The sequence below is a fragment of the Streptomyces sp. Mut1 genome, from assembly GCF_030719295.1.
In the GTDB taxonomy this organism is placed as follows: Bacteria; Actinomycetota; Actinomycetes; order Streptomycetales; family Streptomycetaceae; genus Streptomyces; species Streptomyces castrisilvae.
Genome location: NZ_CP120997.1, coordinates 6422316 through 6447923 on the forward strand (window position 1 = coordinate 6422316; position 25608 = coordinate 6447923).

The following is a 25608-nucleotide window of genomic DNA, read 5'->3' on the forward strand; positions in this document are numbered from 1 at the left end:
GCCAGGGAAACTGGGTATTGGACCGGCTCGGTCGCCGGGTGCGAGGGTCGTGCCGGACCCCTGTCCACCGACGCCCCGCCGCCCCCGGAAAGGCCCCCGCCGTGCCCGACCCTCTCGATGTCGTGATCTGCGAACCCCTGCGCACCCCCATCGGCCGCTTCGGCGGGGTGTTCGCCGGGCAGCGGCCGGCCGCCCTCGCCGCCCGTGTCATCGCCGAGGTCGTCGCCCGCACCGGCATCGACCCCGACCGGGTCGACGAGGTGATCCTCGGCCACTCCTACCCCTCGGCCGAGGCCCCCGCCATCGGCCGGGTCGCCGCCCTGGACGCCGGGCTCCCGCAGACGGTCACCGGCATCCAGACCGACCGCCGCTGCGGCTCCGGGCTCCAGGCGGTCCTGGACGCGGCCATGCAGATCCGCGCCGGGTTCAGCGAGGTCGTCATCGCGGGCGGCGTGGACGTGATGAGCGCGGCCCCCTACTACACGCACGACGGGCGCTGGGGCATCAAGGGCCCCGGACTCCAGCTCCACGACGCGCTCGCCCGGGGCCGGGTCACCGCGGGCGGCCTCCACCACCCCGTACCGGGCGGCATGATCGAGACCGCCGAGAACCTGCGCCGGGCGTACGGCATCAGCCGAGCCGACCAGGACGCGCTGGCCCTGCGCTCGCAGCGGCGGGCCGGCCGGGCGGCGGCCGAGGGCCGGTACGAGGCCGAGATCGTCCCGGTCACGGTGAGGACCAGGAAGGCCGAGACGGTGGTCGGCGCCGACGAGCACCCCCGCCCCGACACCACCGCCGAACAACTCGCCGCGCTCCGCCCGGTCATGCTGAAGTCCGACCCGGAGGCCACCGTCACCGCGGGCAACGCCAGCGGCCAGAACGACGCGGCGGCCGCCTGCCTGGTGACGAGCGCCGCCACCGCCGAACGCCTCGGCCTCAACCCGCTGGCGCGGCTGGTCTCCTTCGCCAGGGCCGGAGTCCCCGCCGCCACCATGGGCCTCGGCCCCGTCCCCGCCACCCGCACCGCGCTCGGCCGCGCCGGCCTCACGCTCGCCGACCTCGACCTGATCGAGCTCAACGAGGCGTTCGCCGCCCAGGTGCTGGCCTGCACCCGGGAGCTGGGCCTCGGCGAGAAGGACCACGAGGAGCGGATCAACGTGAACGGCTCCGGCGTCTCGCTCGGCCACCCCGTCGGCGCCACCGGAGCCCGCATCCTCGCCACCCTCACCCGGGAACTGCACCGCCGCGAGGCGCGCTACGGCCTGGAGACCATGTGCATCGGCGGCGGCCAGGGCCTCGCCGCGGTCTTCGAGCGCGTCGCGGTCTGAGACCCGCGGACGCCGCCGGGACGGACGGCCCCGGCGGCGCCCGGACCGGCCGGCCCTACCGCTCCACGGCGACCGGCCCGTCCGCCGCCGGACCCGCCGCCAGGTGGTCGTCCCGGGCGTCCGGGTCGGCCAGCCGGTTCAGCCGGGCCGGTACGTCGAAGCCGACCAGCAGGACCACGATCACCGTGCCGGCGAACGTCAGCACCGCCAGCGCCCGGCCCAGGTCCATGCCGGAGGCCAGATGCGCCCCGAGGACCGGGGCGACGGCCCCGCCGAGAGCACCCACGTTGTACGTGAAGCCGAGCGCGGCGCCCCGGCTGCGGGTCGGGAAGTGGCCGCCGATGTAGCGGGGGAGCAGGCCGGAGATGCCGAAGCTCGTCGCCTGGAGCAGGAAGAGCAGGACTCCGAGCAGCAGCAGGTTGTTCTCCACCGCGAAGACCGGGTAGACGAAGGCGAGCGAGGCCAGCAGCGTCAGCGCGTACGCCTTCTTCGTACCGATCCGGTCGCCGAGGAAGCCGGCCGTCCAGCAGCCGACCATGGTGCCGAAGCCCGCGAAGTACAGGACGTCGGTGACCTGCCCCGTCGTGTAGCCCAGCTCCGTCTTCAGATACGTCGGCAGCAGAGCCTGGATCGGCCAGGAATACAGGAACGCGAAGAACAGCGTCACGATCATCGACAGGTACAGCACCCAGCCGCGCCTGCCGCCCAGCTGCACGGCCAGTGCGGCGAGCGAGAGCCCGGCGACCACCGAGAGCACCGGGACCATGCCGGAGCCGCCCGGGGTGAAGACGAGGAACAGCGAGAGCGTGGCGACGGCCACCAGGACCGTGTTGGCGGTGGCCCGGCGCGGGGTCAGGAACAGCGGCCGGAACGGGTTGGGCCTGGCACCCTCGTCCGCGACCGACTCCGTCCACTCCTCCGCCTCCGGCAGCGCCCGCCGCATCCACAGCGCGACCGCTATCGGGATCAGGCCGAGGTAGAACATCCAGCGCCAGCCGAGCGAGGGCACCACCCAGTCGTAGACCTGGGCCGCCAGCACCGAACCCACCGAGAAGCCGGAGATCAGAAAGCCGCTGGCCCGGTTGCGCAGCGCGGGCGGCCAGCTCTCCATCACGTATGTGGAGCTGGCGCTGTACTCCCCGGCCATGCCCATGCCGATGGCCAGCCGGGCGGCGAACAGGCTGTGGTAGTTCCACGCGAATCCGCAGGCGAAGGTGCCCAGCGAGTACAGCAGGATGCTCACCACCATCGACAGCTTGCGGCCGTAGCGGTCGCCGAGGGCGCCGAGCACGGCACCGCCGAGCCAGCGGGTGATGAACGCGCCGGAGATCAGACTGGCGGCCTGCACCGTGCTCAGCCCGAAGTCGTCACTGATCTCGGTCAGGACGAGGGTGATCAGCACGAAGTCGAAGCCGTCCAGGACGTAGCCGATCCAGGCGGCGAAGAACGACTTCCACTGGGTGCGGCTCACCTGGCGGTACCAGGGGAGCGTGGGGGGTGTGGTGGTGTGCACGGTGACTCCAGGATGCGGGACGGCGCTCGTCGTTGAACAGCCGCCCCGCTGGGTGGGCGCAGATCAGGGCCGGGCGATACCCGCGACGAAGCGGCTGGTCAGGGCCGTGGGGGCGGTGATGGCCGTGCCGACGACGACGCTGTGCGCGCCGCGCGCCAGGGCCTCGGCCGCTTCCTCGGGGGTGTTGACGCGCCCCTCGGCGACGACGGGTACGTCGATGGCGGCGGCGAGCCGGGCGACCAGGTCGAGGTCGGGGCCTGTCTGCTTCGGCTGCCCCGGGACGTAGCCGGACAGGGTCGTGGAGACGAAGTCCGCGCCCAGCCCCGCGGCGGTGACGCCCTCGGCGAGGGTGGAGACGTCGGCCATGACGAGGGCGCCGGCCGCGTGGACCGCCTCGACCAGCTCGGCGAAGGTCGAACCGTCGGGGCGCGGCCGGTCGGTGGCGTCGGCGGCGACCACGGCCGCGCCGGCCTCGGCGACCGCCAGGGCGTGCCGGACGGTCGGGGTGATGTAGACGCCGACGTCGCCGTCCTTCCACAGGCCGATGACCGGCAGGTCGACGGCGGCGACGATCGCGGCGACGACCTCCGGCTCGTTGGCGCGGATCGCCGCGCCGCCGCCGGCGACGGCCGACCGCGCGAGCCGCACCAGCGTGGAGGTCTCCCGCATCGGGTCGCCGGGGGGCGCCTGGCAGGACACGATCAGCTTGCCCTGGAGAGTGGTGGCCAGTTCCTGTGCGCTCATCGGAGAGCTCCCGGGTGGTGGAGGGGAAGGGTGGTGGTGAGGGCGGCGGCGCCGAGCACGGCCGCGTCGTGGCCGAACAGCGGGGCGCGCGGTACGAGCCCGCGCAGCGGCCCCATCAGCTCGGCGGCGAAGGCGGCGCGCAGGGCGTCCTCGTACAGCGCGCCGATGCGCGGGACGCCGCCGCCGACGACGACCCGGTCGGGGCCGAGCGCGTTGGCGAGCCCGCCGAGGACGTGGCCCGCGGCCGCCGCGCCCGTGGTGATGGCGGTGACGGCGTCGGCGTCGCCTTCGGCGGCGCGGGCGGCGACGGTCTCCAGACGGTCCACGGGGGCACCGGTCAGCCGGGCGTAGTGGGCGGCGATGCCCGGCCCGGACGCGATGACCTCCAGATGGCCGGTGGCCCCGCAGGTGCAGGGCAGCCGGGCCGCCTCCGGGCTCGGCAGATGGCCGAGGTGCCCGGCGATGCCGGAGGCGCCGTGCAGCATCCGCCCGTCGGACGCGAGGGCGCCGCCGACGCCGGTGCCGATGGCCGCGAACAGCAGGGAGGCGTGCTCGTTGCCCTCGGCGCGCAGCGCGTCGAGCTCGGGGCCCGCGGTGGCGCGTACGTCGTTGTCGCAGGCCACCGCGTAGCCCGTACGGTCGGCCAGGCCGGCGCCCAGCGCGGTGCCGGCCCAGCCGCGGAGCGAGTCCGTGGCGCTGGTGACCATGCCGCTGCGGGGGTCGATCACCCCGGCCGCCGCGATGCCGAGCACGGCGGCGCGGCGGCCCGGGTCGACCTCGGCGGCGGCCGCCGCCAGCGCGTCGAGCACCGCGTCGGCGCCCTCCTGGGCCGGGGTGGGCCTGCTGTGCCGGGCCAGGACCGCGCCGTCCGCGCCGAACAGCGCGGCGGCGATCTTCGTACCGCCCAGGTCGAGGCCGACGACGGGGCCCGGTGCCGGACGCGTCATCGGACCGGCGGCAGACCGGCGTCGCGCAGCCGTCCGGAGACGAACGCGACGGACTCCGCGGACAGCTGGATCTGCGGGAAGGCGGTGTCGCCGCACGCGATGACGCCGAGCAGCTGAAGCGCCGCCTTGAACGAGCCGAGCGCCGAGGAGCTGCGGCCCATGTCCGCCTCGGGGCCGGCGTCGACCATCGCGAACAGCTCGGTCAGCCGCTCCTGCTCCTTGGCGGCCGGCGTCCAGTCCCCGGCGCGCGCGGCGTCGTAGAGCCGTACGTAACCGGCCGGGTCCACGTTGCCGAGACCGGGGACGACCCCGTCGGCGCCGGCCAGCAGGGCCGCGTCCACGGTCAGTTCGGAACCGGTGAGGATGCTGAACTCCGGGACCGGGCCGTGCGCGCGGCCCTCGCGGCCGCCGAGCTCCACCACGAGCCTGCGCAGCCCGCCCTCGTCGCCGCTGCTGTCCTTGAGCCCGGCCAGCGTGCCGTCCTCGGCCAGCTCACGGACCAGGGCCGCCGAGAGCTTGCTCTGCACGGAGACCGGGAGGTCGTACGCGAACAGCGGCAGGTCCACATCGGCGCGCAGCCGGCGGAAGTGGGCGGCGATCTCCCTGGGGTGGGTGCGGGTGTAGAACGGCGCGGTCGCGACCAGGGCGTCGGCGCCCAGTGCGGCGGCGGCCCTGGCGTGCTCGGTGACCCGGGGGGTGGTGGTGTCGATGACTCCGGCCAGGACCGGGACGCGGCCGTCGGTGGCGTTGACGACGGTCTCCAGGACCGTGGCACGCTGCTCGTCGGTGAGGTAGGCGACCTCGCTGGTGGAGCCGAGCGCGAACAGTCCGTGCACGCCGCCGCCGATGAGGTGCTCGACGAGCCGGACGAGGGACGCGGTGTCGACCTCCCCCCGGGGGTCGAGCGGGGTGCAGACCGGCGGGACGACGCCGCGCAGCGGTGCGGTCAGAGACATGGTGGAAGGCTCCAGCTGTTCGGGATGCCGGTCCGGGGCCGAACGGCTACCCGGATCGAGACGTGAGACGTAAGATGTCCTATGTCTGCTTCACCTTAATCAGATGCTCCTGCGACCGGTCAAGGGGCAAAGGCACCTCGGGAGGACGTTGTGGCGCGGCCCACCATGGCTCAGGACATCGAGCGCAGAATCAAGGAACTCATCCTGGAGCGCCGCCTCGCACCGGGCGACGCCCTGCCCACCGAGGCCGAGCTGATGGACCTCTTCGAGGCCGGCCGGGTCTCCGTGCGGGAGGCCCTGAAGTCGCTCCAGGCGGTCAATGTCGTGGAGATCCGCCGGGGTTACGGGACCTTCGTGGGCTCGCTCTCGCTGTCACCGTTCGCCGAGGGGCTGGCCTTCCGCGCGGCCGTCCGCCACCGCCAGGGCGAGCCGGGCCTCGCCGAGCTGATGAGGGTGCGCGAGGCGCTGGAGGCCGGACTCGTCGGGACCGTCGCGGCCGGCGTCCCGGACGAGGACATCGACGTGCTGCGCGGGCTCGTCGAGAAGATGGAGGCGGACGCGGGCGGCGGCCGGGTGGCACGCGCCACGGACCGGGCCTTCCACCTCGCCCTCTACGCCTCGCTCGACAACCACCTGCTCAGCGAGGTGCTCGACGCGTTCTGGGCGGCGATGGACCGGGTGCGCGAGGACTTCGACGACGGCCACCAGGACCCCTGGGTCACCTGCTCCCAGCACCGGGAGATCGTGGAGGCGGTCGCGGCGGCCGACGGCGACCGCGCGGTACGGGCGATGCGCACCCACTTCGACGGCATCCGCGACCGGCTGAACGCCGGCTGAGCGGGCGGCGTCAGGCGGGGGTGCCCGTGACCGCCGTGACCGCCATCCGGACCGCGCGCCCGGACACCGCCGCGTAGTCGTCGCCCGCCTCGATCGCCGTCGTGGCGGCGTTCACGATGCCCTGGAGCAGGACCGCCGTGCGGCGCGGATCGTCCTCGCCCAGCTCGGCGAGCGCGCCGATCAGTGGGGTCAGCAGCTCCGCGTGGGCCCGGCCTGCGCTCTCCCGGACCAGGTTCGCGTCGCGCACCCCGGCCAGCGCCTGCGCGATCCGGTGCTCACCGGTCCGCACCAGCTCCAGCTGTGCGGTCACATAGGCGGCGATCCGCTCCCGGGGCGTGTGCGCGGCCGCCATGCCCGCCCGGATCGCGTCGGTCCAGCGGGGCATCGCGTCCTCGACGACGGCAGCGAGGAGCTCGGGCCGGCCGGGGAAGTACTTGTAGACGCTGTTGCGCGCCAGGCCGGTGGACCGGGCCACCGCCGCGAAGGTCACCGCGTCGGCGTCGCCGCCCTCCAGCAGCTCGCGCGCCGCCCGCACCAGAGCCAGCCGTTGCTGGGCGTGGTGCTCGGCGACCGTGGCGGCGCTGATCCGGGGCATCCGCCCAGTCTAGAAGCCCCTTCGGCCCCAAGGACCCCCCACTTGGGGACGCGGTGTCCCCATCATCTAAGTTAGCGACGCACCGTCCCTAAACCTTCCATGAAGGGAACCGCCGTGTTCCTCGCTCTGCTGGAGCTGCGTGCCGCCCGAGGGCGCTTCGCACTCATGGGATCCGTCGTGGTGCTCGTCGCCGCACTCGTCGGCATCGTCTCCGGTTTCACCACCGGCCTCGGCGACGACACCGTCTCCGCCCTGCGCGGCCTGCCCGCCTCGCACCTCGTCTTCTCGTCCGACGCCCGGTCCGACCAGTTCGCCCGCAGCCTCCTCGACACGAAGACGGCCGACGCCTGGCGCGAGGACGCGGGCACCGACGCCACGCCCCTGGGCGTCTCGATCACCCGCGGCACGACCGACCGGGGCACCGAGGTCGACCTCGCCGCCTTCGGCGTGCAGCCCACCGGCTTCCTCAGCCCCGACGTCACCAGCGGCAGCCGCCTCACCGCGGCCGACGCCGGCACCGTCGTGATCTCCGCCGCCCTCGCCGACGACGGAGTGGCCGTGGGCGACACCCTCGTCATCGACCGGCTCGGCATCGAACTGCGCGTCGTCGGGGCCACCGGACGCCTCAGCTACGGCCATGTGCCCGCCGCCTACGTCCCGCTGAAGACCTGGCAGCGCATCCGGTTCAGCACCCCCGGCGCACCCGCCGCCACCGCCGTCCCCGACCAGTTCAGCGCCCTCGCCCTGCGCTCACCGGCCCACACATCGGCGGCGGACCTGGACGAGCGCCACTCCACCACCACGCTCACCAAGGAAGAGGCGTACGAGGCGGCCCCCGGCTACACCGGCGAACGGGTCACCATGAGCTCGATCCAGGTCTTCCTCTACCTGATCGCCCCGCTCGTCGTCGGCGCCTTCTTCGCCGTGTGGACCGTACAGCGCGGCCCCGAACTCGCACTGCTCCGCGCCCTCGGGGCCTCCCGCAGGCGGCTGCTCGCCCACACCGTCGCCCAGGCGGCCCTGGTCGTGGTGGCCGGCACCGCCGGGGGCGCCGTCCTCGCCGCGGCGGTCGGGCTCCTGGTGGGGGAGCAGGTGCCGTTCAGCCTTCCCGCCACCACCCTCGTCACCACCATGTGCACCGTCGCGGCCGTGGGGCTCGCCGGCACCGCACTGACCCTGCGACGGGTCACCTCCGCCGACCCGCTGACCATGCTGGGAGCCAACCGATGAACGAGCCGACGCGACCCGGGCCCCTCGAACTGGACGGCGTCACCGTCTCCTTCGGGCGGGGCGACACCCGTACCACCGTCTTCGACGGCCTCGGCCTCACCTTCGAACCGGGCGTGATGACGGCCCTCGTGGGCCCGTCCGGCTCCGGCAAGTCCTCGCTCCTGGCCGTGGCGGGCGCCCTGCTGCGGCCCGAGGCGGGCCGGGTCCTGCTGGGGGGCGAGGACCTCGCGGCCCTCACCGACGCCGGGCGCGCCCGGGTACGCCGCGAGAGCATCGGCTACATGTTCCAGAGCGGCAACCTGCTCTCCGGGCTTCCCGCGGTGGAACAGCTCCTGGCCGCCGCGTACATCAGCGGCCGGCGCCCCCGCGGATACCGCTCGCGGGCCGAGGAGGCGCTGGGCGCGGTCGGTCTCGGGCACCGGCTGCGCCACCGCCCCGAGCAGCTGTCGGGCGGCGAACGCCAGCGCGTCGCCCTGGCCCGCGCGCTCTTCCTGTCGCCCCGGCTGCTGCTCGTGGACGAGCCGACCGCGGCCGTCGACCGGTCCCAGGCCGGCGACCTGGCCGGGCTGCTGGCCGCGCGCACCCGCGAGGACCGCTGCGTCACCGTCGTCGCCACCCACGACCCGGTGGTGGCCGAGGCGGCCGGCCGGGTCGTGGACATGGCCACGCTGACGGGCGCGCTGCCCGCCTGAGCGCCCGGCCGGCCGGCGGAGGCGGACGGCGTCGCGGCGCGCACCGCCCCCGCGGTTACGGCGTGACCGTCACCGTCCTGCTGCCCGACGCCGCCTTGCCGTCCGACCGGAAGGTCGCGGTCAGCGTCGCGTCACCGGAGGCACCGGCCGGGATCGTGACCGGCACCTTGATGTTGGCGCCCTCGCCGGGACGCGTCGCCGGGAACGCCACCCGCTCGGTCGTCCAGCCGCTCGGCACGGTCAGGTCCAGGGTGCCCGCGCTGCGGGTGACGTCCATCCGGTTCACGACCCGGACGGTGACCTCCGTGGTGGTGCCGGCCTTCAGGGCGGCCGGCGGGGTGATCGTGATGTCGGCGCAGGTCCCGCCGAGCCACTTCAGGTCGAAGGAGTCGTACGTGATGTGCTCGGCGTTGCCCCGCTCGTACAGCAGGCCGAGCCGGCCGTCCGGGAGCCGGGTCAGCGTCGAGTAGGCCGCCGCGCCGGAGTCGACCACCTTCTTGATCGGCCAGGTCTTCCCGTTGTCGCAGGACATCTTGACCGTGAGGTTCTTCCGCGACGTGGCCTCGGTGTTGCTGAACAGCAGCCAGGAGGACTGCGGGTCGGATGCCGCGGCGTCGGGGGCGTAACGGATGACCGAGGCGTTGTTCGCCGGGTCGGGGAGCTGGGTGTCCTGGACGAACGGGGTGTAGGTGACCCCGCCGTCCGAGGAGTACGCGATCGTCCGGTAGGGCGCCGAGCGGTTGTTGAGCATGATCCTGCCGTCGTTCAGCTCGACGGTCTTGTTCTCGTCGCCGCCCGGACCGACCGGGGTGCCCATCTTCCAGGTCTCGCCGTGGTCGTCGCTGTACGCGCTGACCGCGTAGTTGGCCCCGTTGTCGCGGATGGCGTACTGCTGGATCAGCCGGCCCTTGTACGGCCCGTTGCGCAGCTGGATGCCCTCGCCCGACGCGGCGAACATGCCGCCCCAGGCCGGGTTCTTGATCTGCTTGGTGATGCGGCGGTGGGTCCAGGTGAGCCCGTCGTCGTCGGAGTAGCTGTAGTCGGCCTGGAGGACGTTCGGGTCGCTCTCGTCGTTGCCGGTGGCCGAGCCGAAGAAGCCCTGGTTCTCGCCGGCCGCGTAGAACAGGAAGACGCGGCCGGTGGTGCGGTCGACCAGCAGACTCGGGTCGCCGAAGCCCTTGGGCGCGGCGTCCGAGCGGACGACCTTCTGCTCCTGCCAGGTGGTGCCGCCGTCGGTGCTGCGCCGCAGCACGACACTGATGTGGGACGGCAGGTCGCCCAGGGTGGGGCGGGCGTCGTACGCGGCGAGCAGGGTGCCCTTGTTCGACGTGGTCAGGGCGGGGATGCGGTAGTGGGGGGAGCCGACTCCGTCGACGGTCAGGTCCTGGGACGTGAGCGTGCCGGGGGCGGGCGTGGCGGCCTGCGCGGTACCGGTCGCGGCGACCACCATCAGGGTGGCGCCGATCAGTGCGACTGGGACGGTTCGCTGCATGGACGATCTCTCTTCTCGGAAGGTTGCTGCTTCTCGAAGGGTGGGAGATTGCTGGGGACTCGACGGCTGCGGGACAGCCCTTAGGGGATGTTCAGGGAGCAGACCCGGCTGTCCGCCTCGAAGATCCGCAGCGCCCTGATCATCTTCAGGACGATGCGGTGGTGGCCCCGCTCGTTGGGGTGGAGCCCGTCGCTGAGCAGGGACAGGGGGACCTGGCCGCCGTTGCCGGTCAGCCAGTCGTTGTAGTGGTCGACGAAGACCGTGTTCTCCTGGGCCGCGACCTCGCCCATCACTCGTGCGTACCCCGAGAGTTCCACCCGCCCCGGCCACTTCGCCGGGTCGACGGGGTTGGGTGCCTGGAGCACCGGCACGGGTGAGCCGGGCAGGGCGCGCACCGAGCGCACCAGCGAGACGAGGTTGGACCGGTAGGTGTCCGGGCCGAGGCCCGAGGTCGCGATGTCGTTGGTGCCGATCATGATCGAGACCACGTGCGGCGCGAACGCGGTGACCCGCTGGGCGAACTGCGCGACGAGTTCGGCGCTGGTCGCGCCGCTCACCCCGGAGTCGATCACGAAGTCCCGGTTCTTCGGCTTGCCCAGCTCCCAGCGGACCCGCTCGGTCCAGTGCTCGGGGTAGCTGCGCCGGCCGTTGGTGTGCAGCGCGCCGTGCGTGATGCTGTCGCCGGTGATGACCCAGGTGGCCGGGGTGTCGCTGTTGAGGACGACGGAGAGCCGGCCCAGGTCGGCGAGGTCGGGGCGCGGGCACTGCGCGACGAGTTCGCTCTCGCTCAGCACCCGGTCCCAGACGGCGGCCCGCTCGATCGTGCCGGTGCAGAACCACTCGCCGCCGGGGTGGTCGCTGTCGGTGTTGCGGCCCAGCGACAGGGCGGTGAGCTTCGAGACGCTGCCGAAGAAGGGGTGCGCGGCCGTCTCGAAGACCGTACGGCCGCCGGCGTGCAGGCGGGTGCCCGAGGCATCGACGGTGACGGCGACGGTGTGGAGCTCCCCGTCGTCATACCGTGTCCGGGTCATGACATTCACGAGGACGGCGCCGTTCTCGCGTACGGAGAACTGAAGGGCGCCCCCGCTCAGGTTGAGCGTGATGTTGGACGAGGGGGCGGTCGGGTCCGACGCGCTGATGAGCGTCATCGCCTGGTTGTGGCTGGTGGTGCGGAAGGTGACGACGATGGTCCCCGCGGTGAGCGGGGCGAGTACGCCGGCCCGGTTCGACAGGTCGACGTACTCGCTGCCGTCCAGGTCCACCGGGGTGGTGTGGTCCAGGATCGGACCGCTGCCCGTGGCAGCGGCGAAGGCGCGGCCGCCGAGCTGCGTGCTCAGCGCTGCCGCGCCCGCGGCGAAAAGCATGGATCGTCTGCGCACGGAAGGTGCCTCCGGTCGGGAGTGGCCGGCCTGCCCGGGTGGCAGGCGGTCGCGGGGGGTCGGCGAGCGAGAGGTCCGGCAAGGCATGGAGGTGTTCCGCCGGCCCACCGGCGGAGCGAGTGGAACACCGAGTGATCTGACGGATGACGTCAGATGTCCTACCGGCAAACGGACCCTAGGCAGCGCCCCGGGCGGCCGTCAAGAGGTGCGCGCGCACCCGGCCGGCGCCGCGGCGTATCCGTCAGACCGCGGCCGTGCCCGCGAACAGCGAGGCCACCCAGGCCAGTTGTTCCCGCTGCTGGTGCTCGGCACCGCCCTCGTGCCCGTTGAACTCGTAGACCCGTACGTCCTTGGGACCGGCGTAGCCGTTGTAGGCGGTGAAGCACGTGGAGGGCGGGCAGATGTCGTCCATCATCGCGATGGAGAACAGCGCGGGGGCCGTCGCCCGGGTGGCGAGCAGCGCGGCGTCGAAGTACGAGAGGGTTGCGAAGACCGACTCGGTGCGGTCCCGGTGCAGCTTGAGGTATTCGGCGATCTCGGTGTACGGCGGGCGGCCCGTGATCCGGGCGCCCCGGGGGATGTTGCACAGGAACGGCACGTCCGGCATCACCCCGGCGAGCCCCGGCACGAGTCCGGCGACGGCCAGGGTGATGCCGCCGCCCTGGCTGACCCCGGTCACCACGATGCGGTCCGGGTCGATCTCCGGGTGCTCGCGCGCCGCGTCCACGCAGCGCACCGCGTCGGCGAACAGCCGCCGGTAGTAGTACGTTTCGGGGCTCTCGATGCCCCGGGTCAGGAAGCCGGGCACCACTCCTGGGGCTCCGCCGTCCGGGTCGGGGGTGTCCCCGCCGGCCGCCGACCAGCCCTGGCCGCGGGTGTCCATCAGCAGGTGCGCGTAGCCGGCCGAGGCCCACAGCAGGTTCTCGTGCGCCAGGCCCCGGCCGCGGCCGTACCCCAGGAACTCCACCACGCAGCCGAGCGGTTCGGCGGCTCCGGCCGGCATCCGCAGCCAGCCGCGCACCGGCTGTCCGGCGAAGCCGGGGACGGTCACGTCGTAGGTGCGGACCTGGGTGAGCCCGGTCTCCACCTCGGTGAACACCGGCTTCTGTGTCGCGCGGGAGCGGGCCTCCTCCAGCGTCCGGAGCCAGAAGGCGTCGAAGTCCGCCGGAACGGGCAGCGGCGGCAGGTAGTCGCGGCAGTCGGCGAGCGAGAGGTCCGTCAACGGCATGGGGGTGCCCTCCTGGGGGCGCGGTGGGAAGTGCCATGTGCGAGTCGCGCACCGGACATCAGACAGCTGACGTCAGATGTCCTCTCGGCACACGGACCCTAGGCACCGCCTGCGGCGGCCGTCAAGGGTCGCTCCAGGGTCCGTCCGTGGGCCGCGCCGGCCGTGAGAGGAGCCGGTCGGCGGCTCAGCGGCGGGCGCGGGCCTCGGAGATCCGGCGCCGCACGGGCGCGTAGTGCTCGCCGAGCGCCTTGAGGAACCCGGCGATGTCGCCGGCCCGTGCGGCGTCCACGATGTTCTGGTGGGCGGTGATCGTCTCGGTCTCGTCGGCCTGCGTGAAGCCGTCCAGGTGTGGTGCGACGATCGAGTACACGTCCCAGAAGGCCATCGAGAGCTGGCCGATCAGCTCATTGCCCAGCGGGGCGACGAGCAGGGCGTGGAAGGCGCGGTCGGCGTCGACGAAGCCGTGGCCCTCCTGGGCGCCCGTCTCGCGCATCGTGGCCACCAGGGCGTCCAGTGCGTCCAGCTGCTCGGCGCTGAGCCGCGAGACGATCCGGTCGGCCATCCCGCGCTCGAAGAGTTCGCGTACGTCGACCAGGTCGGCCATCACCTGGAAGTCGTCGTCGGGGGAGAGCAGGCCCCGGAAGGTCAGGCTCTCCACCAGCGCGGACAGGCTCAGCCGGCCGACGTAGGTGCCGTGGCCGTGGCGGACCTCCACGATGTCCAGCGCGTTGAGGATCTTGACCGCCTCGCGGACGCTGGAACGGCTGGCTCCGAGCGCCTCGCACAGGGCGGGCTCGGTGGGCAGCGGGTCCCCGGGACGGAGCCTTTCCTCAAGGATGTACCGCTTGATGCCGTCGACGACTTCCTGCCGGAGCAGCTGCCGGCCGGGCCTCGTTCCGGACATATGTGAACTCCCCACCTCTTGACCCCTCTCGATTGTCAAGCTACGTTCCCACGCTATCAAGGCATCAGACATCTGACGTCTGACGCTTCAGGTTCCGCGGCCCCCCGTGAACCTGCGCCAGCCCCCTGTTCCCGTCCACAACGCCCCACCTCAAGTCCCTGGAGGACCCGTGCCCGAGCTGAGATCAGCCGGTGTCGAGCGCCGCACCTTCCTGCGTTACACCAGTGCCGTCGGCGCCGCGGCCGCCATCACGGCAGGCCTGTCCGCGTGCGGCGGACCGTCCTCGACCGCCAATGGCTCGACGGGCAAGGGCAGCGGCAGCGACCTCATCGAGGCCGGTCTGTCCTACCCCCTGTCGACCGGCTTCGACCCGATGATCACCTCGGGCGCGACCCCGTACGCCGCCAATATGCACATCTTCGAGGGCCTGGTGGATCTCGATCCGGCAACGCTCGTGGCACGGCCCGCTCTCGCCACCGAGATGCCGAAGAAGATCAACGCCACCACCTACCGCGCCACGCTGCGCAAGGGCGCGACCTTCCACGACGGATCGGCCGTCACCGCCGACGACGTCGTGTTCAGCTTCGAACGCATCCTGGACGAGAAGAACGCCTCGCTCATGGCGCAGTTCGTGCCCTTCATCGACACCGTCAAGGCCGTCGACGCGGGCACGGTCGAGTTCAAGCTCAAGTACCCCTTCGCGCTCTTCCCGTCCCGTATCGCGGTGGCCCGGATCGTGCCGAAGAAGATCGTCGAGGCGGACGTCAAGGGCTTCGACGCCAAGCCCGTCGGCTCGGGCCCGTACAAGTTCGTCTCGGCGACCCGCGAGGACAAGATCGTCTTCGAGAAGTACGACAAGTACAACGGCTCGCACCCCGCCAAGGCCAAGCAGATGATCTGGCGCCTGATATCGGACCAGTCGGCCCGGGTCAGCGCCATGCAGTCGGGTCGCGTCCAGGCCATCGAGGACGTCCCGTACATCGACGTGAAGGGACTCTCGGGCTCCGCGAAGACCGAGTCCGTGCAGTCCTTCGGCCTGCTCTTCCTGATGTTCAACACCGCCGACAAGCGGTTCGCCGACAAGCGGGTCCGCCAGGCCCTGCACTACGCGCTGGACACCGAGAAGATCATCAAGACCGCCATGGTCGGCAACGCGACGGCCGCCACGGGCTACGTCCCCGCGACGCACCCCGACTACCAGAAGGCCGCCACGGTCTACACGCACGACGTGGCCAAGGCGAAGCAGCTGCTCGCCGAAGCGGGGATCAAGAACCTCAAGTTCACCGTCCTGACCGTGGACACCGGCTGGGTCAAGGACATCGCCCCGCTGATCAAGGAGAGCTGGGCCGCCGCCGGCATCGAGGCCACCCTCGGCATCGCCCAGTCCGCCGCCCAGTACGCCAAGGTCGACAAGGGCGACTTCGAGGTCCTCGTCGCCCCCGGTGACCCCTCGGTCTTCGGCAACGACGTCGACCTGCTGCTGCGCTGGTTCTACTACGGCTTCTGGCCGGAGAACCGCTACGGCTGGTCCGGGACCGCCGAGTACAAGAAGGTCAAGCAGCTCCTCGACAAGGCCGCCCAGGCCGCCGACGAGGCGGACCGCAAGCAGCTGTGGGGCCAGATCACCGACCTCCTCTCCGACGAGGTCCCGCTCTACCCGATCCTCCACCGCAAGCTGCCCACGGCCTGGAACGAGAAGGCGCTCCCCGGCTTCAAGCCGCTGCCCACCACCGGTCTGTCCTTCCTGGACGTCGGCCCCGCCTGACCGGCGCCGGGCCGGCGGCCACCGCGCCCCGGCCACCCGAACGGCGCGGCCCGCCCGCGCCCCACACCCCGGTCCGGGACACCGACCACCCCGGTGTCCCGGACCGGACGACCGCCCAACCGCAAGGAACCCGACGATGGTTGCTTTTCTCCGGCTCGCGCTGCGCCGCGTCGCGATGATGCCGGTGATGATCCTCGGTATCGCGTTGCTCGTCTTCGTGGTGCTGCAGTTCTCGCCGGTCGACCCGGCCTACAACGCGCTCGGGGAGAGCGCCAGCCCGGAGGCCCGGGAGGCCTTCGCCGAGGCCAACGGGCTCAACGACCCGCTGCCCATCCGCTACGTCCACTTCCTCGGCCGGCTGATCCACCTGGATCTCGGCTCGACCGTCCCGCCGAGCCAGCCCGTGGCCGACCGGATCACCGCCGCCTTCCCGCTCACCCTCCAGCTCACCATTCTCGGGCTCATCATCGCCATCGTCCTCGCCGTCGCCGGCGGCGTCCTGGGCGCGATGTACCGCGACCGCTGGCCCGACCAGCTCTTCCGGGTGCTGTCCATGGCCGGCGTCGCCGTCCCGTCCTTCTGGCTCGGCGTCCTGCTCATCCAGCAGTTCGCCCTGAACAGCCAGATCTTCCCGACGGGCGGATACACCAACATCGCCGACTCGTTCGGCGGGTGGCTCCGGACGATGTTCCTGCCCGCCGTCTCGCTCGCCGTCCCCGTCGCCGCGTCCCTCGCCCGCCTCATCCGCACCGCGATGGTCACCGAACTCGACCGGGACTACGTGCGCACCGCCCAGGGCAACGGCCTGCCGGTCTTCCTCGTCATCCGCTCGGTGCTGCGCAACGCCCTCGTCACCCCGCTCACCGTGCTCGGGGTCAAGGTCGGCTACCTGCTCAGCGGCGCCGTCGTCATCGAGGCGATCTTCGACCTGCCCGGCATGGGCAAGCTCATCCTCGAAGGTGTCACCGGAGGCGACATCGCCCTGGTCCAGGGCACCGTACTGACCATCGCCATCGCGTTCCTGGTGGTCAACGTCATCGTCGACCTGCTCTACCTGCTGGTCAACCCGCGCATCAGGACGGTGTGACATGTTCGCCACGGGCCGTCTGGCCAAGAAGCTCTCCCGACCGGGCGTCGCCTTCCGCGCCCTCCCGGTAACCTCCCGCGTCGCCCTCGGCGTCCTGATCCTCGTCCTGCTCGGCGCCGTACTGGCCCCCCTGCTCACCCAGGACCCACTGGCCACGGGCAACCCCGTCCAGGCCCCGAGCGGCGAGCACTGGTTCGGCACCGACCGGGCCGGCCGCGACGTGTTCGCCCGCGTCGTGCACGGCTCGCGCTACTCGCTGATCATCGGCCTCGGCTCGACCGCCTGCGCCCTGGTCGCCGGAGCCGTCCTCGGCTCGCTCGCCGCCACCTCGCGCAAGCTCGGCGACGAGTCCGTCATGCGCACCCTCGACGTCATCATGTCGTTCCCGCCGATCGCGCTCGCGGCCGTCCTCGTCGCCGTGTTCGGCACCAGCATCCCGGTGATCATCTTCACGATCGCCTTCGTCTACACGCCCTCGCTGGCCCGCGTTGTCCGCGCCAACGTCCTCTCCCAGTACGGCGAGGACTACGTCGCCGCGGAGAAGGTCATCGGCGCCCGGCGCGGCTACATCGTCCTGCGCCACGTCGCCGTCAACTGCATGGCCCCGGTCATGGTGTTCGCCACCGTCATGGTCGCCGAGGCGATCATCTTCGAGGCGAGCCTCTCCTTCATCGGCGCCGGTGTGCAGGACCCCGACCCCAGCTGGGGCAGCGTGCTCGCCTACGGCCGGCAGATCCTCCTGGCGGGCGGCTGGTGGGCCACCTTCTTCCCCGGCCTCGCCCTGCTGATCACGGTCCTCGCCCTCAACATCCTCTCCGAGGGCCTCACCGACGCCTCCGCCGCGCCCAAGAGCGCCCGCGCCGCCGTCGACCCCACGGCCGCCACCGCACCGGACCCGGTCGAGGCCGCCGCCACCGTCGACATCGACGCCGCACTCGCCAAGCTCGCCCGGCACATCAACGCCACCGAGCCCACCATCACACCGGTACGCGAGGACGCCGCCGAACTCCTCGTCGTCCGCGACCTCGCGATCCGCTTCCCGGACCGCTACGGCGAGACCCCGGTCGTCGACCGGCTGAACTTCACCGTCCACGAGGGCGAGACCCTCGGCCTGGTCGGCGAGTCCGGCTGCGGCAAGTCCATCACCAGCCTCGCCGTCATGGGCCTCCTCGCCCGCAACGCCGAGGTCAGCGGCGAGATCCTCTACCGCGGCCGGGACCTGCTGAAGCTCCCGCCCAAGGAACGCCGTGCCCTGATGGGACCGGAGATCGCGATGGTCTACCAGGACGCGCTCTCCTCCCTCAACCCCTCCGTGCTCGTCGGCACCCAGCTGAAGCAGCTGACCTCGCGTGGCGGTACGAAGACCCCCGCTGAACTCCTGGACCTCGTCGGCCTCTCGCCCGAGCGCACCCTGCGCAGCTACCCGCACGAGCTCTCCGGCGGCCAGCGCCAGCGCGTGCTCATCGCCATGGCCCTGTCCCGCAGCCCCCGCCTCCTGATCGCGGACGAGCCGACCACCGCCCTCGACGTCACCGTCCAGGCCCAGGTCGTCGAACTCCTCATCCGGCTCCGCGACGAGCTGGGCTTCGCCATGGTGCTGGTCTCGCACGACCTCGCCCTCGTCGGTGACCTCTCGCACCGCGTCGCCGTCATGTACGCGGGACGGCTCGCCGAGGTCGGCGACACCCGGGCGGTCCTCACCGACCCCGCCCACCACTACAGCCGCGGCCTCCTCGGCTCCGTCGTCTCCCTGGAGGCCGGTGCCGAGCGGCTCCACCAGATCCGCGGCGTCGTCCCCGCCCCCCAGGGCTTCGGCGCCGGCTGCCGCTTCGCCGGACGCTGCGGCGCGGCGACCGAACTCTGTCGCACCACCACCCCCGTCATCACGGGACGCGGCACCGCGAAGGACCACGGCTTCGCCTGCCACCACCCGGCCGAGGCCGCCGCGAAGAAGCTCGAAGGGAGCGCCCTGTGATCAGGCTCAACGGCGTTCACGTACGCCACAAGGCACGCAGCGGAGGCATCTTCAGCCGCGACGCCGTCCACGCGCTGACCGACGCCACGCTGGAGGTCAAGCGCGGCGAGATCGTCGGCCTGGTCGGCGAGTCGGGCTGCGGCAAGTCCACGATGGCCCGGGTGTTGACCGGCCTTCAGAAGCCCACCGAGGGCGACGTCACCTTCCACGGCAAGGACCTGTGGGAGATGCCCGCGGCCCAGCGGCGCGACGAATTCGGCTCCGCCGTCGGCGTCGTCTTCCAGGACCCTTCCACCGCGCTCAACCCGAGGCTCACGGTCCGCCAGATCCTGCGCGACCCGCTCGACGTGCACCGCCGCGGCACCCGTGAGGAGCGCGAGGCCCGCGTCGAGGAACTCCTCGACCTCGTCGGCCTCCCCGGCCACACCCTGGCCGCCCTGCCCGGACAGCTCTCCGGCGGCCAGCGCCAGCGCGTCGCCATCGCCCGCGCCCTGGCCCTGGAACCCGAGCTGATCGTCGCCGACGAGCCCACCTCGGCGCTCGACGTCTCGGTCCGCGCCCAGGTCCTCAACCTCCTGGTGGACCTGCGTGAGCGCCTCGGCCTCGGCATGGTGTTCATCTCGCACGACATCCAGACCGTGCGCTACCTCGCCGACCGCATCGCCGTCCTCTACCTCGGCCGCATCGTCGAGGAGGGCCGCGCGGCCGACGTCGCGGGCGCCCCCTCGCACCCGTACACCGAGGCACTGCTCTCCGCCACGCCCAGTCTGATGGAGGCGACGGAACGCATCGTGCTCACCGGCCCGGTGCCCTCCGCCACCAACCCGCCGCCCGGCTGCCCGTTCACCACCCGCTGCTGGAAGGCCGACGACGCGTGCGCCACCGCCTTCCCGGTGGAGACCTTCGGACCCCGCGAGCACCGCTGGCACTGCGTCCACCCCCAGACCCCCGCGTCCCCCTCCGGGGACCCGTCCCCCGTACCGTCCGCAAGGAGCACCGCATGACCGCCCGAACCCCCCGCTACACGGGAGTGATCCCGCCCGTCGTCACCCCGCTCACCGCGGACGGCGAGCTCGACGTCCCCTCCCTGGAGCGGGTTGTGGGGCACCTCATCGACGGCGGTGTCACGGGTCTCTTCGCCCTCGGCAGCTCCGGCGAGACCGCCTACCTCACGCCCGGACAGCAGGACCGTGTCATCGAGACCATCACCGCGGCCGCCGGCGGCCAGGTGCCCGTCCTCGTCGGCGCGATAGAGACCACCACCAACCGGGCGATCGAGCGCGCCCGCCGCGCCGCGGAGCTGGGCGCCGACGCCGTCGTCGTCACCGCGCCCTTCTACACCCGCACCCACGACACCGAGATCGACCGGCACTTCAGGGACATCGCCGCCGCCCTCGACCTGCCGGTCCTGGCGTACGACGTACCGGTCTGCGTCCACAGCAAGCTCGACCCGGAACTGCTGCTCCCGCTCGCCGCCGACGGTGTGCTGGCCGGTGTGAAGGACTCCAGCGGCGACGACGGCTCGTTCCGGCGGCTGGCCATCGGCGCCCGTGAGCTGCCGCACTTCTCCGTGCTCACCGGTCACGAGCTGGTCGTCGACGCGATGATGCTCGGCGGCGCCGACGGCTCCGTGCCGGGGCTCGGCAACGTCGACCCGCACGGGTACGTACGTCTCCACGAGGCCGCGGTGCGCGGTGACTGGGCCACCGCCCGTGCCGAGCAGGACCGCCTGGTGACGCTGTTCGACATCATCCGCGCCGCCCGCCCCGGCACGGCCTCCGCCACGGCGGCCGGTCTCGGCGCGTTCAAGACGGCGCTGATGCTGCGCGGCATCATCGCCACCAACGTGATGAGCCCGCCGATGCGCCGGCTCGACGCCGAGGAGACGGCCGCGGTCGCCGCCTGCCTGGAGCGCGCGGGGATCGCCACGGTCTGACGGGGCGACGCCACCGGACACACACAGAGGTCCGGCCGGACGGCGAACGCCGTCCGGCCGGACCTCTGGTGCGTGAGGGAGCGTCAGGTCACTTCTGCGCGGCGCGGGCGCGGCGCATCAGCAGGCCGCCACCGAGCACCATCGCGGCGCTGGCGCCACCGGCGATGCCCAGGTTGCGGTTGGCACCGGTGTGCGCCATCTGCGGCGGCTTGTGGTGCTTGGGGGTGTGGTGCCAGGTGTGGGTCGGCGGCTTGTGCGGGTGCGACACGTGGGTCGGCGGGTTGTGCGTGGGCGGGTTGTGCGTCGGGGGCTTGTGGTGCTTCGGCGGCTTGTGGTGCACGGGCGGCGTCGGCGGCTTGTGCTGGTGGCCGGGCGGGCAGTCCTCGTCGTGGCCCTTCGGCGGCTTGTGGTGGTGCGTCGGGGGCTTGTGCGTCGGCGGCTTGTGGTGGCCGTTGTGGTGCGGGGGCTTGTGCGTCGGCGGGGTCGGCGGAGTCGGCGGGGTCTCGGCCTCGCTCTCGTTCTCGCACTTGTTGCCGGCGGCCGGGTTCAGCAGGCCGACCACGTTGACCGTGTTGCCGCAGACGTTCACCGGAATGTCGACCGGGGCCTGGACCACGTTGCCCGAGAGCACGCCGGGCGAGCCGACGGCCACCCCTTCGGCGCTCGCGCCCTGTGCGTCGCCGGAGGCCGCGCCGCCGCTCTCGTTCTCGCACTCGTTGCCGAAGGCGGGGTTCAGGGCGCCGATCACGTTGACCGTGTTGCCGCAGATGTTGACGGGGACGTGCACGGGAACCTGCACGACGTTGCCCGACCCGACGCCGGGCGAACCGATCGCGGCGCCGTCGGCCGAGGCATCGGCGAAGGCGTAGCCGCCGGAGGCGGTCAGGATGCCTGACGCCGCCGCCATGACGAGCATGCTTTTACTCAAGGCTTTTCGCATTGGTGCCCTTCCTTGGGACATTTCTCGCGGACACGCGGCCCGCAGTTCATACATCAGGCGGTGCAGCAGCCGTCGGGTCCGACCGTGGTGCTGGGTGAGACTTCCGGCGGGCGAGCTTGACGACACCCATAACGACGCCTGGGTGCGTGAGAAACGTGAAACCAGTGAATTTCCTGTGACCACCCGTACGAGGGACCCACAGGGGTCGAGTTGTCGATTTCCGTCAGTATGTCTCGATCGCTTTCGCACGGGCGTCCGCCACTTCCCGGCATTCGAGTGAATGGCAATAACCAAACGCCCGGGGACGAGTTGGGCAGGGGGCTCCGGTACGGGGCTTCCAGTACGAGAAGGGTTCATCGTGATCAAGAAGGTCCTGGCTACGGGTGCCGTCGCCGCCTCCATCCTCGGTCTCGGCGCCGCGCAGGCGATGGCCATCGGCAACGACGGCGGCACGACCTCCGTGAACGGCAACGGCGCCTCGCAGTCGTTCGGCAACGCCGAGACGCACGGCGACGGCAGCCCGCAGTTCGACCTGGTCCAGGGCTCGCTGAACAAGCCCTGCGTCGGCCTGCCGCTCAAGGCCAACGTCGGTTCGCTCATCGGTCTCGTCCCGATCGCGGTCCAGGACGTCAACGTCCTGTCCAACCCGCAGAACCAGCAGTGCACCGAGAACTCCACCCAGGCCAAGGGCGACGAGCCGCTGTCGCACATCCTGGACGGCATCCCGGTCCTGTCGGGCAACGGCGCCGGCAACAGCTGATCCGGCCGTCACCAGGCCCGGCCCGCCGGCGTTCCTCCTCCGAGCGGGCCGGGCCTGTTGCTGCCCTCCGCACGTGACCAGTGGAATCGGCTGATTCCGCTGGGAACGGCGTGTGCTGAACGAAACTGCACCATTCGGGCGGTCTTGGCGGAATCTTCGCGTCGAAGAGTTTCGCATACCGTCCGAAATCGTTACGAATGACAAGGTGGGGTTACGAGTGATCGGAATCCGCGCTCGTGCGGCACGAAAGCCGTGGCCGCTCCGGACCCCGCCGAAGAAAGGGTCTCAAGTGAAGTACACCAAGATCGCCGCCGTCGCCGCCGGTACGCTCATGGCCATGGGCGCCGCTGCCCCGGCCTTCGCCGACTCCGGTGCCGAGGGTGCCGCCGTCAACTCCCCGGGCGTTCTCTCCGGCAACGTCGTCCAGGTTCCGATTCACATCCCGGTCAACGTCTGTGGCAACACCATCGACGTCATCGGCCTGCTGAACCCGGCCTTCGGCAACGCCTGCGTCAACGCCTGATTCACCACCGCCGAATTCCTCTCGGCACAGAAAGCCCCGGATCGCACTCCCCGCGCTCCGGGGCTTTCCCGTGCGGTCGGGATTCCGAGAAAGACTGGCCCTCCCAGTTGCCCGGCCGCAATCGCGTCGTTAGTCAGTGGGAAAGCGGCAGAAGTCACGGCTAAAGAAGGCTCGTGCGGCGCGGGGACGCGACCGAAACAGATGCCGCTGCAGAAGGGAACCCGAAAGTGAAGTACGCGAAGTCCGCCGCGCTCGTCGCCGGTTCCGTGGTCGCGCTCGGTACGGCTGCCCCCGCCTTCGCCGTCACCACGCCCACGGCCCCCAGCTTCAGCCTCGACTCAGGTGTCAACCAGGTGGTGGAGGCCGCCCCGCAGGCGGTCGACCCGGTCCTCGACACCGTCAGCGGCGCCGCCGACAGTCTGCACCGGAACGGGACCGTCACCAAGGTCGCCGACCAGGCCACCGGAGCGGCGAAGGACGCGGCGCCCCTGCTGGGCGGCCTCCCGCTCGCCCGCTGACCCCGCCACGACGGCGCCGTGGCACCCGCGCCGTTCGAGTGCGTACGCACCTTTCGACTGTGCGCGCACCTTTCGAGTGACGTGCCACAACCATTCCCGCCGCACCGAGTTGATCAGTGCGCTCGGCACCGGCGGGCAACACAGAGAAAACCAGAAGGGCAGTTTCATGATCAAGAAGATGATGGCCTCGGCAGCCGTCGCCGCATCGATCGTCGGCGTCTCCGCCGCCGTCGCCCCGGGGGCCATGGCCATCGGTAACGACCAGGGCACCACCACGGTCAACGGCAACGGTGCCATGCAGTCGTACGGCAACTCCGCCACCCACGGCGACTGGAGCCCGCAGTTCGCGCTCATCCAGGGCTCGCTCAACAAGCCCTGCATCGCCCTGCCGGCCAAGGCCAACGTCGGTTCGCTGCTCGGCGTCGTCCCGATCTCGGTCCAGGACATCAACGTCCTGTCCTCGCCGCAGAACCAGCAGTGCACCGAGAACTCCACCCAGGCCAAGGGTGACGAGGCCCTCTCGCACATCCTGGACGACATCCCGATCCTCTCGGGCAACGGTGCCGCCAACAACTGAACGGGTCCTGACGCACGGGTAGTTCCCCGAGTGCCACGCCCTTCCTGACGCACCTGTGGGGCCGGTGGGCCCGAGCAGCCGCATCGCCGGCCGCCCCGACCCGCCGGCCCCACGCGCGCGCCCGGACACGGTGGCCGTCCGCTCGCCCGTACGGGACGGCCCTTGGGCCGGTTGCCGTAGCCGGGGCGGCCGGTCTCCGCCGTAACGGGTAGGGCCTCCTCATGGACCAGCACGACAGCCGGCACCCCGAAGGCTCCACCCCGATCTACGACCGGCTCCTCGCCGACTGGCGGGCCGCACGGGCCGGTCCGGTCGCGGAGGAGCGCGAGGTGCCCGGCCCCTCCCGTGCGGGCGGGTTCGTGCCCGCGGCGCGAAGCTCCGGCGAGGCGGGCCGAAGGTAACGGAAGCCCGTCGAACTCATGCGGGATCGAACCCATTTGAGTGGATCAGCGGAACCGAAACGTCCGCACGGGGTTGATCAGTACGTTCCAGAACGGAACGCTCCGAAAGGTGAAGCGTGATGAAGAAGATGATGGCCGGCGCGGCTGTGGCCGTGTCCCTGGTCGGTCTGTCCGCCGCCGCGGCCCCCGCGGCCATGGCGATCGGTAACGACGGGGGCACGACGTCGGTCAACGGCAACGGCGCCGCCAGCTCGTTCGGCAACAGCGTGACCCGGGGCGACGGCAGCCCGCAGGCGCAGCTCATCCAGGGCTCGCTGAACAAGCTGTGCGTGGGCGCCCCGGTCAAGGCCAACGTGGGTTCGCTCGTGGGCCTGCTCGTTCCCGTCGCGGTCCAGGACGTCAACGTCCTGTCCAACCCGCAGAACCAGCAGTGCGCCGACAACTCCACCCAGGCCAAGGGCGACGAGCCCCTGTCGCACCTGGTGGACGACATCCCGGTCCTCTCCGGGAACGGCATCGGCAACAACTGATTCCGTACACCTGCGGCGGGCGGTCCGGCCTCCGGGCCGCCCGCCGCGCGTCGTCCGTCCTGTGCGACGTGTGTGTACATCCGGCATGACCGAGGCCCACCACCCTTCGCGGGTGGTGGGCCTTTTCGACGGGGCCGGAGGTCAGCCGAGGCTGCGGACCGGGAGGACGCAGTGGGCGGAGGTCGCGATGACCTCCGGGTCGCCGGCGTAGGCCCGCAGCTCCGCCTCGCCGATCGGGAGGCCGGGGGCGCCCTGCGGCCACGGGCGGGTGGCGAACATCGCGTGCACCTCGCCCTGTTCGCGCGCCGCCGCCAGCCACTCCGGCGGCACCGGGTACTGCGCGGTGAAGTGGGGGAGCGTCAGGACCGCCTGGCCGGCCTGGACGAGGAGCTTCACGGGCAGACCGGGCGTCTCGTCGGCGCGCACCGGGGCGCCGCCGACGGTGAGCCCGCTGCGCCGCAGCGCCAGGTGCATGGCGTGCTCGCCGGCCGCCGGGCCGTCCGATCCGTCGCCCAGCGAGTAGGCGAGCAGGAAGGCGGCGTCACGGCCGCTCTGCTGGTATTCGCCGCTCCAGCCGATCAGGGTGAGGGTGCCCAACTGGGCTTGGGTGAACGTGCCGGTGGCTGTCTGGGGGGAGGTCATGTCCGGCACCCTAACCGCCCGTGACCGGTCGAACTCCATGCGTATCACCCGATCGAGGGATGACCGGTGGCAACCCGGATCGGGCCGAATAATGCGTTGAGCCGCCGGA

At 71.9% G+C, this 25608-nt stretch carries 26 protein-coding genes; 15 read left to right on the plus strand and 11 right to left on the minus strand.

Going from position 1 to position 25608, the window contains the following annotated elements; genetic code table 11:
• The first annotated feature begins 101 nt into the window (after nt 1–101).
• Complete coding sequence (locus tag P8A18_RS27940) at nt 102–1328, plus strand: acetyl-CoA C-acetyltransferase (RefSeq protein ID WP_306058868.1); 1227 nt, start codon at nt 102–104, stop codon at nt 1326–1328.
• Nucleotides 1329–1383: 55 nt separating this feature from the next.
• Here the strand turns inward: P8A18_RS27940 and P8A18_RS27945 are convergent, their stop codons facing one another.
• The 4 genes from P8A18_RS27945 to P8A18_RS27960 form a co-directional block, all read right to left on the minus strand.
• Nucleotides 1384–2841, minus strand: a complete 1458-nt coding sequence (locus P8A18_RS27945) for a sialate:H+ symport family MFS transporter (protein WP_306058870.1) — start codon at nt 2839–2841, stop codon at nt 1384–1386.
• Nucleotides 2842–2904: 63 nt separating this feature from the next.
• Nucleotides 2905–3585 (minus strand): N-acetylmannosamine-6-phosphate 2-epimerase, encoded by a 681-nt coding sequence (locus P8A18_RS27950; RefSeq protein WP_306058872.1) that lies wholly within the window; start codon nt 3583–3585, stop codon nt 2905–2907.
• Nucleotides 3582–4532 carry an ROK family protein gene (locus P8A18_RS27955; RefSeq protein WP_306058874.1) on the minus strand — a complete coding sequence of 317 codons (951 nt, stop codon included), beginning with the start codon at nt 4530–4532 and terminating at the stop codon, nt 3582–3584. The genes P8A18_RS27950 and P8A18_RS27955 overlap by 4 nt, the downstream gene beginning before the upstream one ends.
• A complete protein-coding gene (locus P8A18_RS27960; RefSeq protein WP_306058877.1) occupies nt 4529–5488 on the minus strand; it encodes a dihydrodipicolinate synthase family protein in 960 nt (319 codons plus the stop codon). The genes P8A18_RS27955 and P8A18_RS27960 overlap by 4 nt, the downstream gene beginning before the upstream one ends.
• 150 nt (nt 5489–5638) lie before the next feature.
• On the opposite strand from P8A18_RS27960, the gene P8A18_RS27965 reads away from it, so the two are divergent.
• Complete coding sequence (locus P8A18_RS27965; protein ID WP_306058880.1) at nt 5639–6325, plus strand: FadR/GntR family transcriptional regulator; 687 nt, start codon at nt 5639–5641, stop codon at nt 6323–6325.
• Nucleotides 6326–6335: 10 nt separating this feature from the next.
• Here P8A18_RS27965 and P8A18_RS27970 read toward each other — a convergent pair whose 3' ends face one another.
• Nucleotides 6336–6920: a TetR/AcrR family transcriptional regulator gene (locus P8A18_RS27970; RefSeq protein WP_306058882.1), complete on the minus strand. Its 585-nt coding sequence runs from the start codon at nt 6918–6920 to the stop codon at nt 6336–6338.
• 114 nt (nt 6921–7034) lie between these two features.
• Between P8A18_RS27970 and P8A18_RS27975 the strand changes: the two genes are divergently transcribed.
• The gene (locus P8A18_RS27975; protein ID WP_306061189.1) at nt 7035–8150 is read left to right on the plus strand and encodes an ABC transporter permease; all 1116 of its coding nucleotides are present in this window, start codon (nt 7035–7037) and stop codon (nt 8148–8150) included.
• Entirely contained in the window at nt 8147–8842 is a 696-nt protein-coding gene (locus P8A18_RS27980) for an ABC transporter ATP-binding protein (protein ID WP_306058884.1), read from the plus strand. Before P8A18_RS27975 ends, P8A18_RS27980 begins: the two co-directional genes overlap by 4 nt.
• 55 nt (nt 8843–8897) lie before the next feature.
• On the opposite strand, the gene P8A18_RS27985 is transcribed toward P8A18_RS27980, so the two are convergent.
• From P8A18_RS27985 to P8A18_RS28000, 4 genes are all read right to left on the minus strand, one after another.
• Nucleotides 8898–10334, minus strand: a complete 1437-nt coding sequence (locus P8A18_RS27985; protein ID WP_306058886.1) for an exo-alpha-sialidase — start codon at nt 10332–10334, stop codon at nt 8898–8900.
• Nucleotides 10335–10414: 80 nt separating this feature from the next.
• Entirely contained in the window at nt 10415–11713 is a 1299-nt protein-coding gene (locus tag P8A18_RS27990; protein ID WP_306058888.1) for a GDSL-type esterase/lipase family protein, read from the minus strand.
• 241 nt (nt 11714–11954) lie between these two features.
• Entirely contained in the window at nt 11955–12941 is a 987-nt protein-coding gene (locus P8A18_RS27995) for an acetylxylan esterase (protein ID WP_306058890.1), read from the minus strand.
• A 184-nt stretch (nt 12942–13125) separates the two neighbouring features.
• Nucleotides 13126–13845, minus strand: a complete 720-nt coding sequence (locus P8A18_RS28000) for a FadR/GntR family transcriptional regulator (RefSeq protein ID WP_018554734.1) — start codon at nt 13843–13845, stop codon at nt 13126–13128.
• 169 nt (nt 13846–14014) lie between these two features.
• Between P8A18_RS28000 and P8A18_RS28005 the strand changes: the two genes are divergently transcribed.
• The 5 genes from P8A18_RS28005 to P8A18_RS28025 all read left to right on the plus strand — a co-directional run bounded on the left by P8A18_RS28005 (nt 14015) and on the right by P8A18_RS28025 (nt 20608).
• Nucleotides 14015–15610: an ABC transporter substrate-binding protein gene (locus P8A18_RS28005; RefSeq protein WP_306058892.1), complete on the plus strand. Its 1596-nt coding sequence runs from the start codon at nt 14015–14017 to the stop codon at nt 15608–15610.
• A gap of 136 nt (nt 15611–15746) precedes the next feature.
• Nucleotides 15747–16697, plus strand: coding sequence for an ABC transporter permease (locus P8A18_RS28010; RefSeq protein WP_306058894.1), 951 nt, complete (start codon nt 15747–15749; stop codon nt 16695–16697).
• A 1-nt stretch (nt 16698) separates the two neighbouring features.
• Nucleotides 16699–18672: a dipeptide/oligopeptide/nickel ABC transporter permease/ATP-binding protein gene (locus P8A18_RS28015; RefSeq protein ID WP_306058896.1), complete on the plus strand. Its 1974-nt coding sequence runs from the start codon at nt 16699–16701 to the stop codon at nt 18670–18672.
• Nucleotides 18669–19676: an oligopeptide/dipeptide ABC transporter ATP-binding protein gene (locus P8A18_RS28020; protein ID WP_306058898.1), complete on the plus strand. Its 1008-nt coding sequence runs from the start codon at nt 18669–18671 to the stop codon at nt 19674–19676. The genes P8A18_RS28015 and P8A18_RS28020 overlap by 4 nt, the downstream gene beginning before the upstream one ends.
• Complete coding sequence (locus P8A18_RS28025; protein ID WP_306058900.1) at nt 19673–20608, plus strand: dihydrodipicolinate synthase family protein; 936 nt, start codon at nt 19673–19675, stop codon at nt 20606–20608. Before P8A18_RS28020 ends, P8A18_RS28025 begins: the two co-directional genes overlap by 4 nt.
• A gap of 88 nt (nt 20609–20696) precedes the next feature.
• Here P8A18_RS28025 and P8A18_RS28030 read toward each other — a convergent pair whose 3' ends face one another.
• Nucleotides 20697–21524, minus strand: a complete 828-nt coding sequence (locus P8A18_RS28030; RefSeq protein WP_306061191.1) for a chaplin family protein — start codon at nt 21522–21524, stop codon at nt 20697–20699.
• A gap of 382 nt (nt 21525–21906) precedes the next feature.
• Between P8A18_RS28030 and P8A18_RS28035 the strand changes: the two genes are divergently transcribed.
• The 6 genes from P8A18_RS28035 to P8A18_RS28060 all read left to right on the plus strand — a co-directional run bounded on the left by P8A18_RS28035 (nt 21907) and on the right by P8A18_RS28060 (nt 24857).
• Entirely contained in the window at nt 21907–22308 is a 402-nt protein-coding gene (locus P8A18_RS28035; protein WP_306058902.1) for a rodlin, read from the plus strand.
• A 289-nt stretch (nt 22309–22597) separates the two neighbouring features.
• Nucleotides 22598–22831, plus strand: a complete 234-nt coding sequence (locus tag P8A18_RS28040; protein WP_371933724.1) for a chaplin — start codon at nt 22598–22600, stop codon at nt 22829–22831.
• A 227-nt stretch (nt 22832–23058) separates the two neighbouring features.
• On the plus strand, nt 23059–23349 hold the full coding sequence (locus P8A18_RS28045) for a hypothetical protein (protein WP_018554725.1): 291 nt from the start codon (nt 23059–23061) through the stop codon (nt 23347–23349).
• 166 nt (nt 23350–23515) lie between these two features.
• The gene (locus tag P8A18_RS28050; RefSeq protein ID WP_136205654.1) at nt 23516–23926 is read left to right on the plus strand and encodes a rodlin; all 411 of its coding nucleotides are present in this window, start codon (nt 23516–23518) and stop codon (nt 23924–23926) included.
• Nucleotides 23927–24147: 221 nt separating this feature from the next.
• Entirely contained in the window at nt 24148–24327 is a 180-nt protein-coding gene (locus P8A18_RS28055) for a hypothetical protein (protein WP_306058905.1), read from the plus strand.
• A gap of 119 nt (nt 24328–24446) precedes the next feature.
• A complete protein-coding gene (locus P8A18_RS28060) occupies nt 24447–24857 on the plus strand; it encodes a rodlin (protein ID WP_306058907.1) in 411 nt (136 codons plus the stop codon).
• A 141-nt stretch (nt 24858–24998) separates the two neighbouring features.
• Here P8A18_RS28060 and P8A18_RS28065 read toward each other — a convergent pair whose 3' ends face one another.
• On the minus strand, nt 24999–25499 hold the full coding sequence (locus P8A18_RS28065) for a DUF5949 family protein (protein WP_018554721.1): 501 nt from the start codon (nt 25497–25499) through the stop codon (nt 24999–25001).
• Nucleotides 25500–25608: the final 109 nt, after the last annotated feature.

What these genes read in the sequence shown, in the direction of transcription:
- P8A18_RS27950 (WP_306058872.1), bottom strand. Translation starts at nt 3,585, where the DNA reads ATGAGCGCACAGGAACTGGCCACCACTCTCCAGGGCAAGCTGATCGTG.
- P8A18_RS27955 (WP_306058874.1), bottom strand. Translation starts at nt 4,532, where the DNA reads ATGACGCGTCCGGCACCGGGCCCCGTCGTCGGCCTCGACCTGGGCGGT.
- P8A18_RS27960 (WP_306058877.1), bottom strand. Translation starts at nt 5,488, where the DNA reads ATGTCTCTGACCGCACCGCTGCGCGGCGTCGTCCCGCCGGTCTGCACC.
- P8A18_RS27970 (WP_306058882.1), bottom strand. Translation starts at nt 6,920, where the DNA reads ATGCCCCGGATCAGCGCCGCCACGGTCGCCGAGCACCACGCCCAGCAA.
- P8A18_RS27980 (WP_306058884.1), top strand. Translation starts at nt 8,147, where the DNA reads ATGAACGAGCCGACGCGACCCGGGCCCCTCGAACTGGACGGCGTCACC.
- P8A18_RS27985 (WP_306058886.1), bottom strand. Translation starts at nt 10,334, where the DNA reads ATGCAGCGAACCGTCCCAGTCGCACTGATCGGCGCCACCCTGATGGTG.
- P8A18_RS27995 (WP_306058890.1), bottom strand. Translation starts at nt 12,941, where the DNA reads ATGCCGTTGACGGACCTCTCGCTCGCCGACTGCCGCGACTACCTGCCG.
- P8A18_RS28000 (WP_018554734.1), bottom strand. Translation starts at nt 13,845, where the DNA reads ATGTCCGGAACGAGGCCCGGCCGGCAGCTGCTCCGGCAGGAAGTCGTC.
- P8A18_RS28010 (WP_306058894.1), top strand. Translation starts at nt 15,747, where the DNA reads ATGGTTGCTTTTCTCCGGCTCGCGCTGCGCCGCGTCGCGATGATGCCG.
- P8A18_RS28015 (WP_306058896.1), top strand. Translation starts at nt 16,699, where the DNA reads ATGTTCGCCACGGGCCGTCTGGCCAAGAAGCTCTCCCGACCGGGCGTC.
- P8A18_RS28025 (WP_306058900.1), top strand. Translation starts at nt 19,673, where the DNA reads ATGACCGCCCGAACCCCCCGCTACACGGGAGTGATCCCGCCCGTCGTC.
- P8A18_RS28030 (WP_306061191.1), bottom strand. Translation starts at nt 21,524, where the DNA reads ATGCTCGTCATGGCGGCGGCGTCAGGCATCCTGACCGCCTCCGGCGGC.
- P8A18_RS28050 (WP_136205654.1), top strand. Translation starts at nt 23,516, where the DNA reads ATGATCAAGAAGATGATGGCCTCGGCAGCCGTCGCCGCATCGATCGTC.
- P8A18_RS28055 (WP_306058905.1), top strand. Translation starts at nt 24,148, where the DNA reads ATGGACCAGCACGACAGCCGGCACCCCGAAGGCTCCACCCCGATCTAC.
- P8A18_RS28060 (WP_306058907.1), top strand. Translation starts at nt 24,447, where the DNA reads ATGAAGAAGATGATGGCCGGCGCGGCTGTGGCCGTGTCCCTGGTCGGT.
- P8A18_RS28065 (WP_018554721.1), bottom strand. Translation starts at nt 25,499, where the DNA reads ATGACCTCCCCCCAGACAGCCACCGGCACGTTCACCCAAGCCCAGTTG.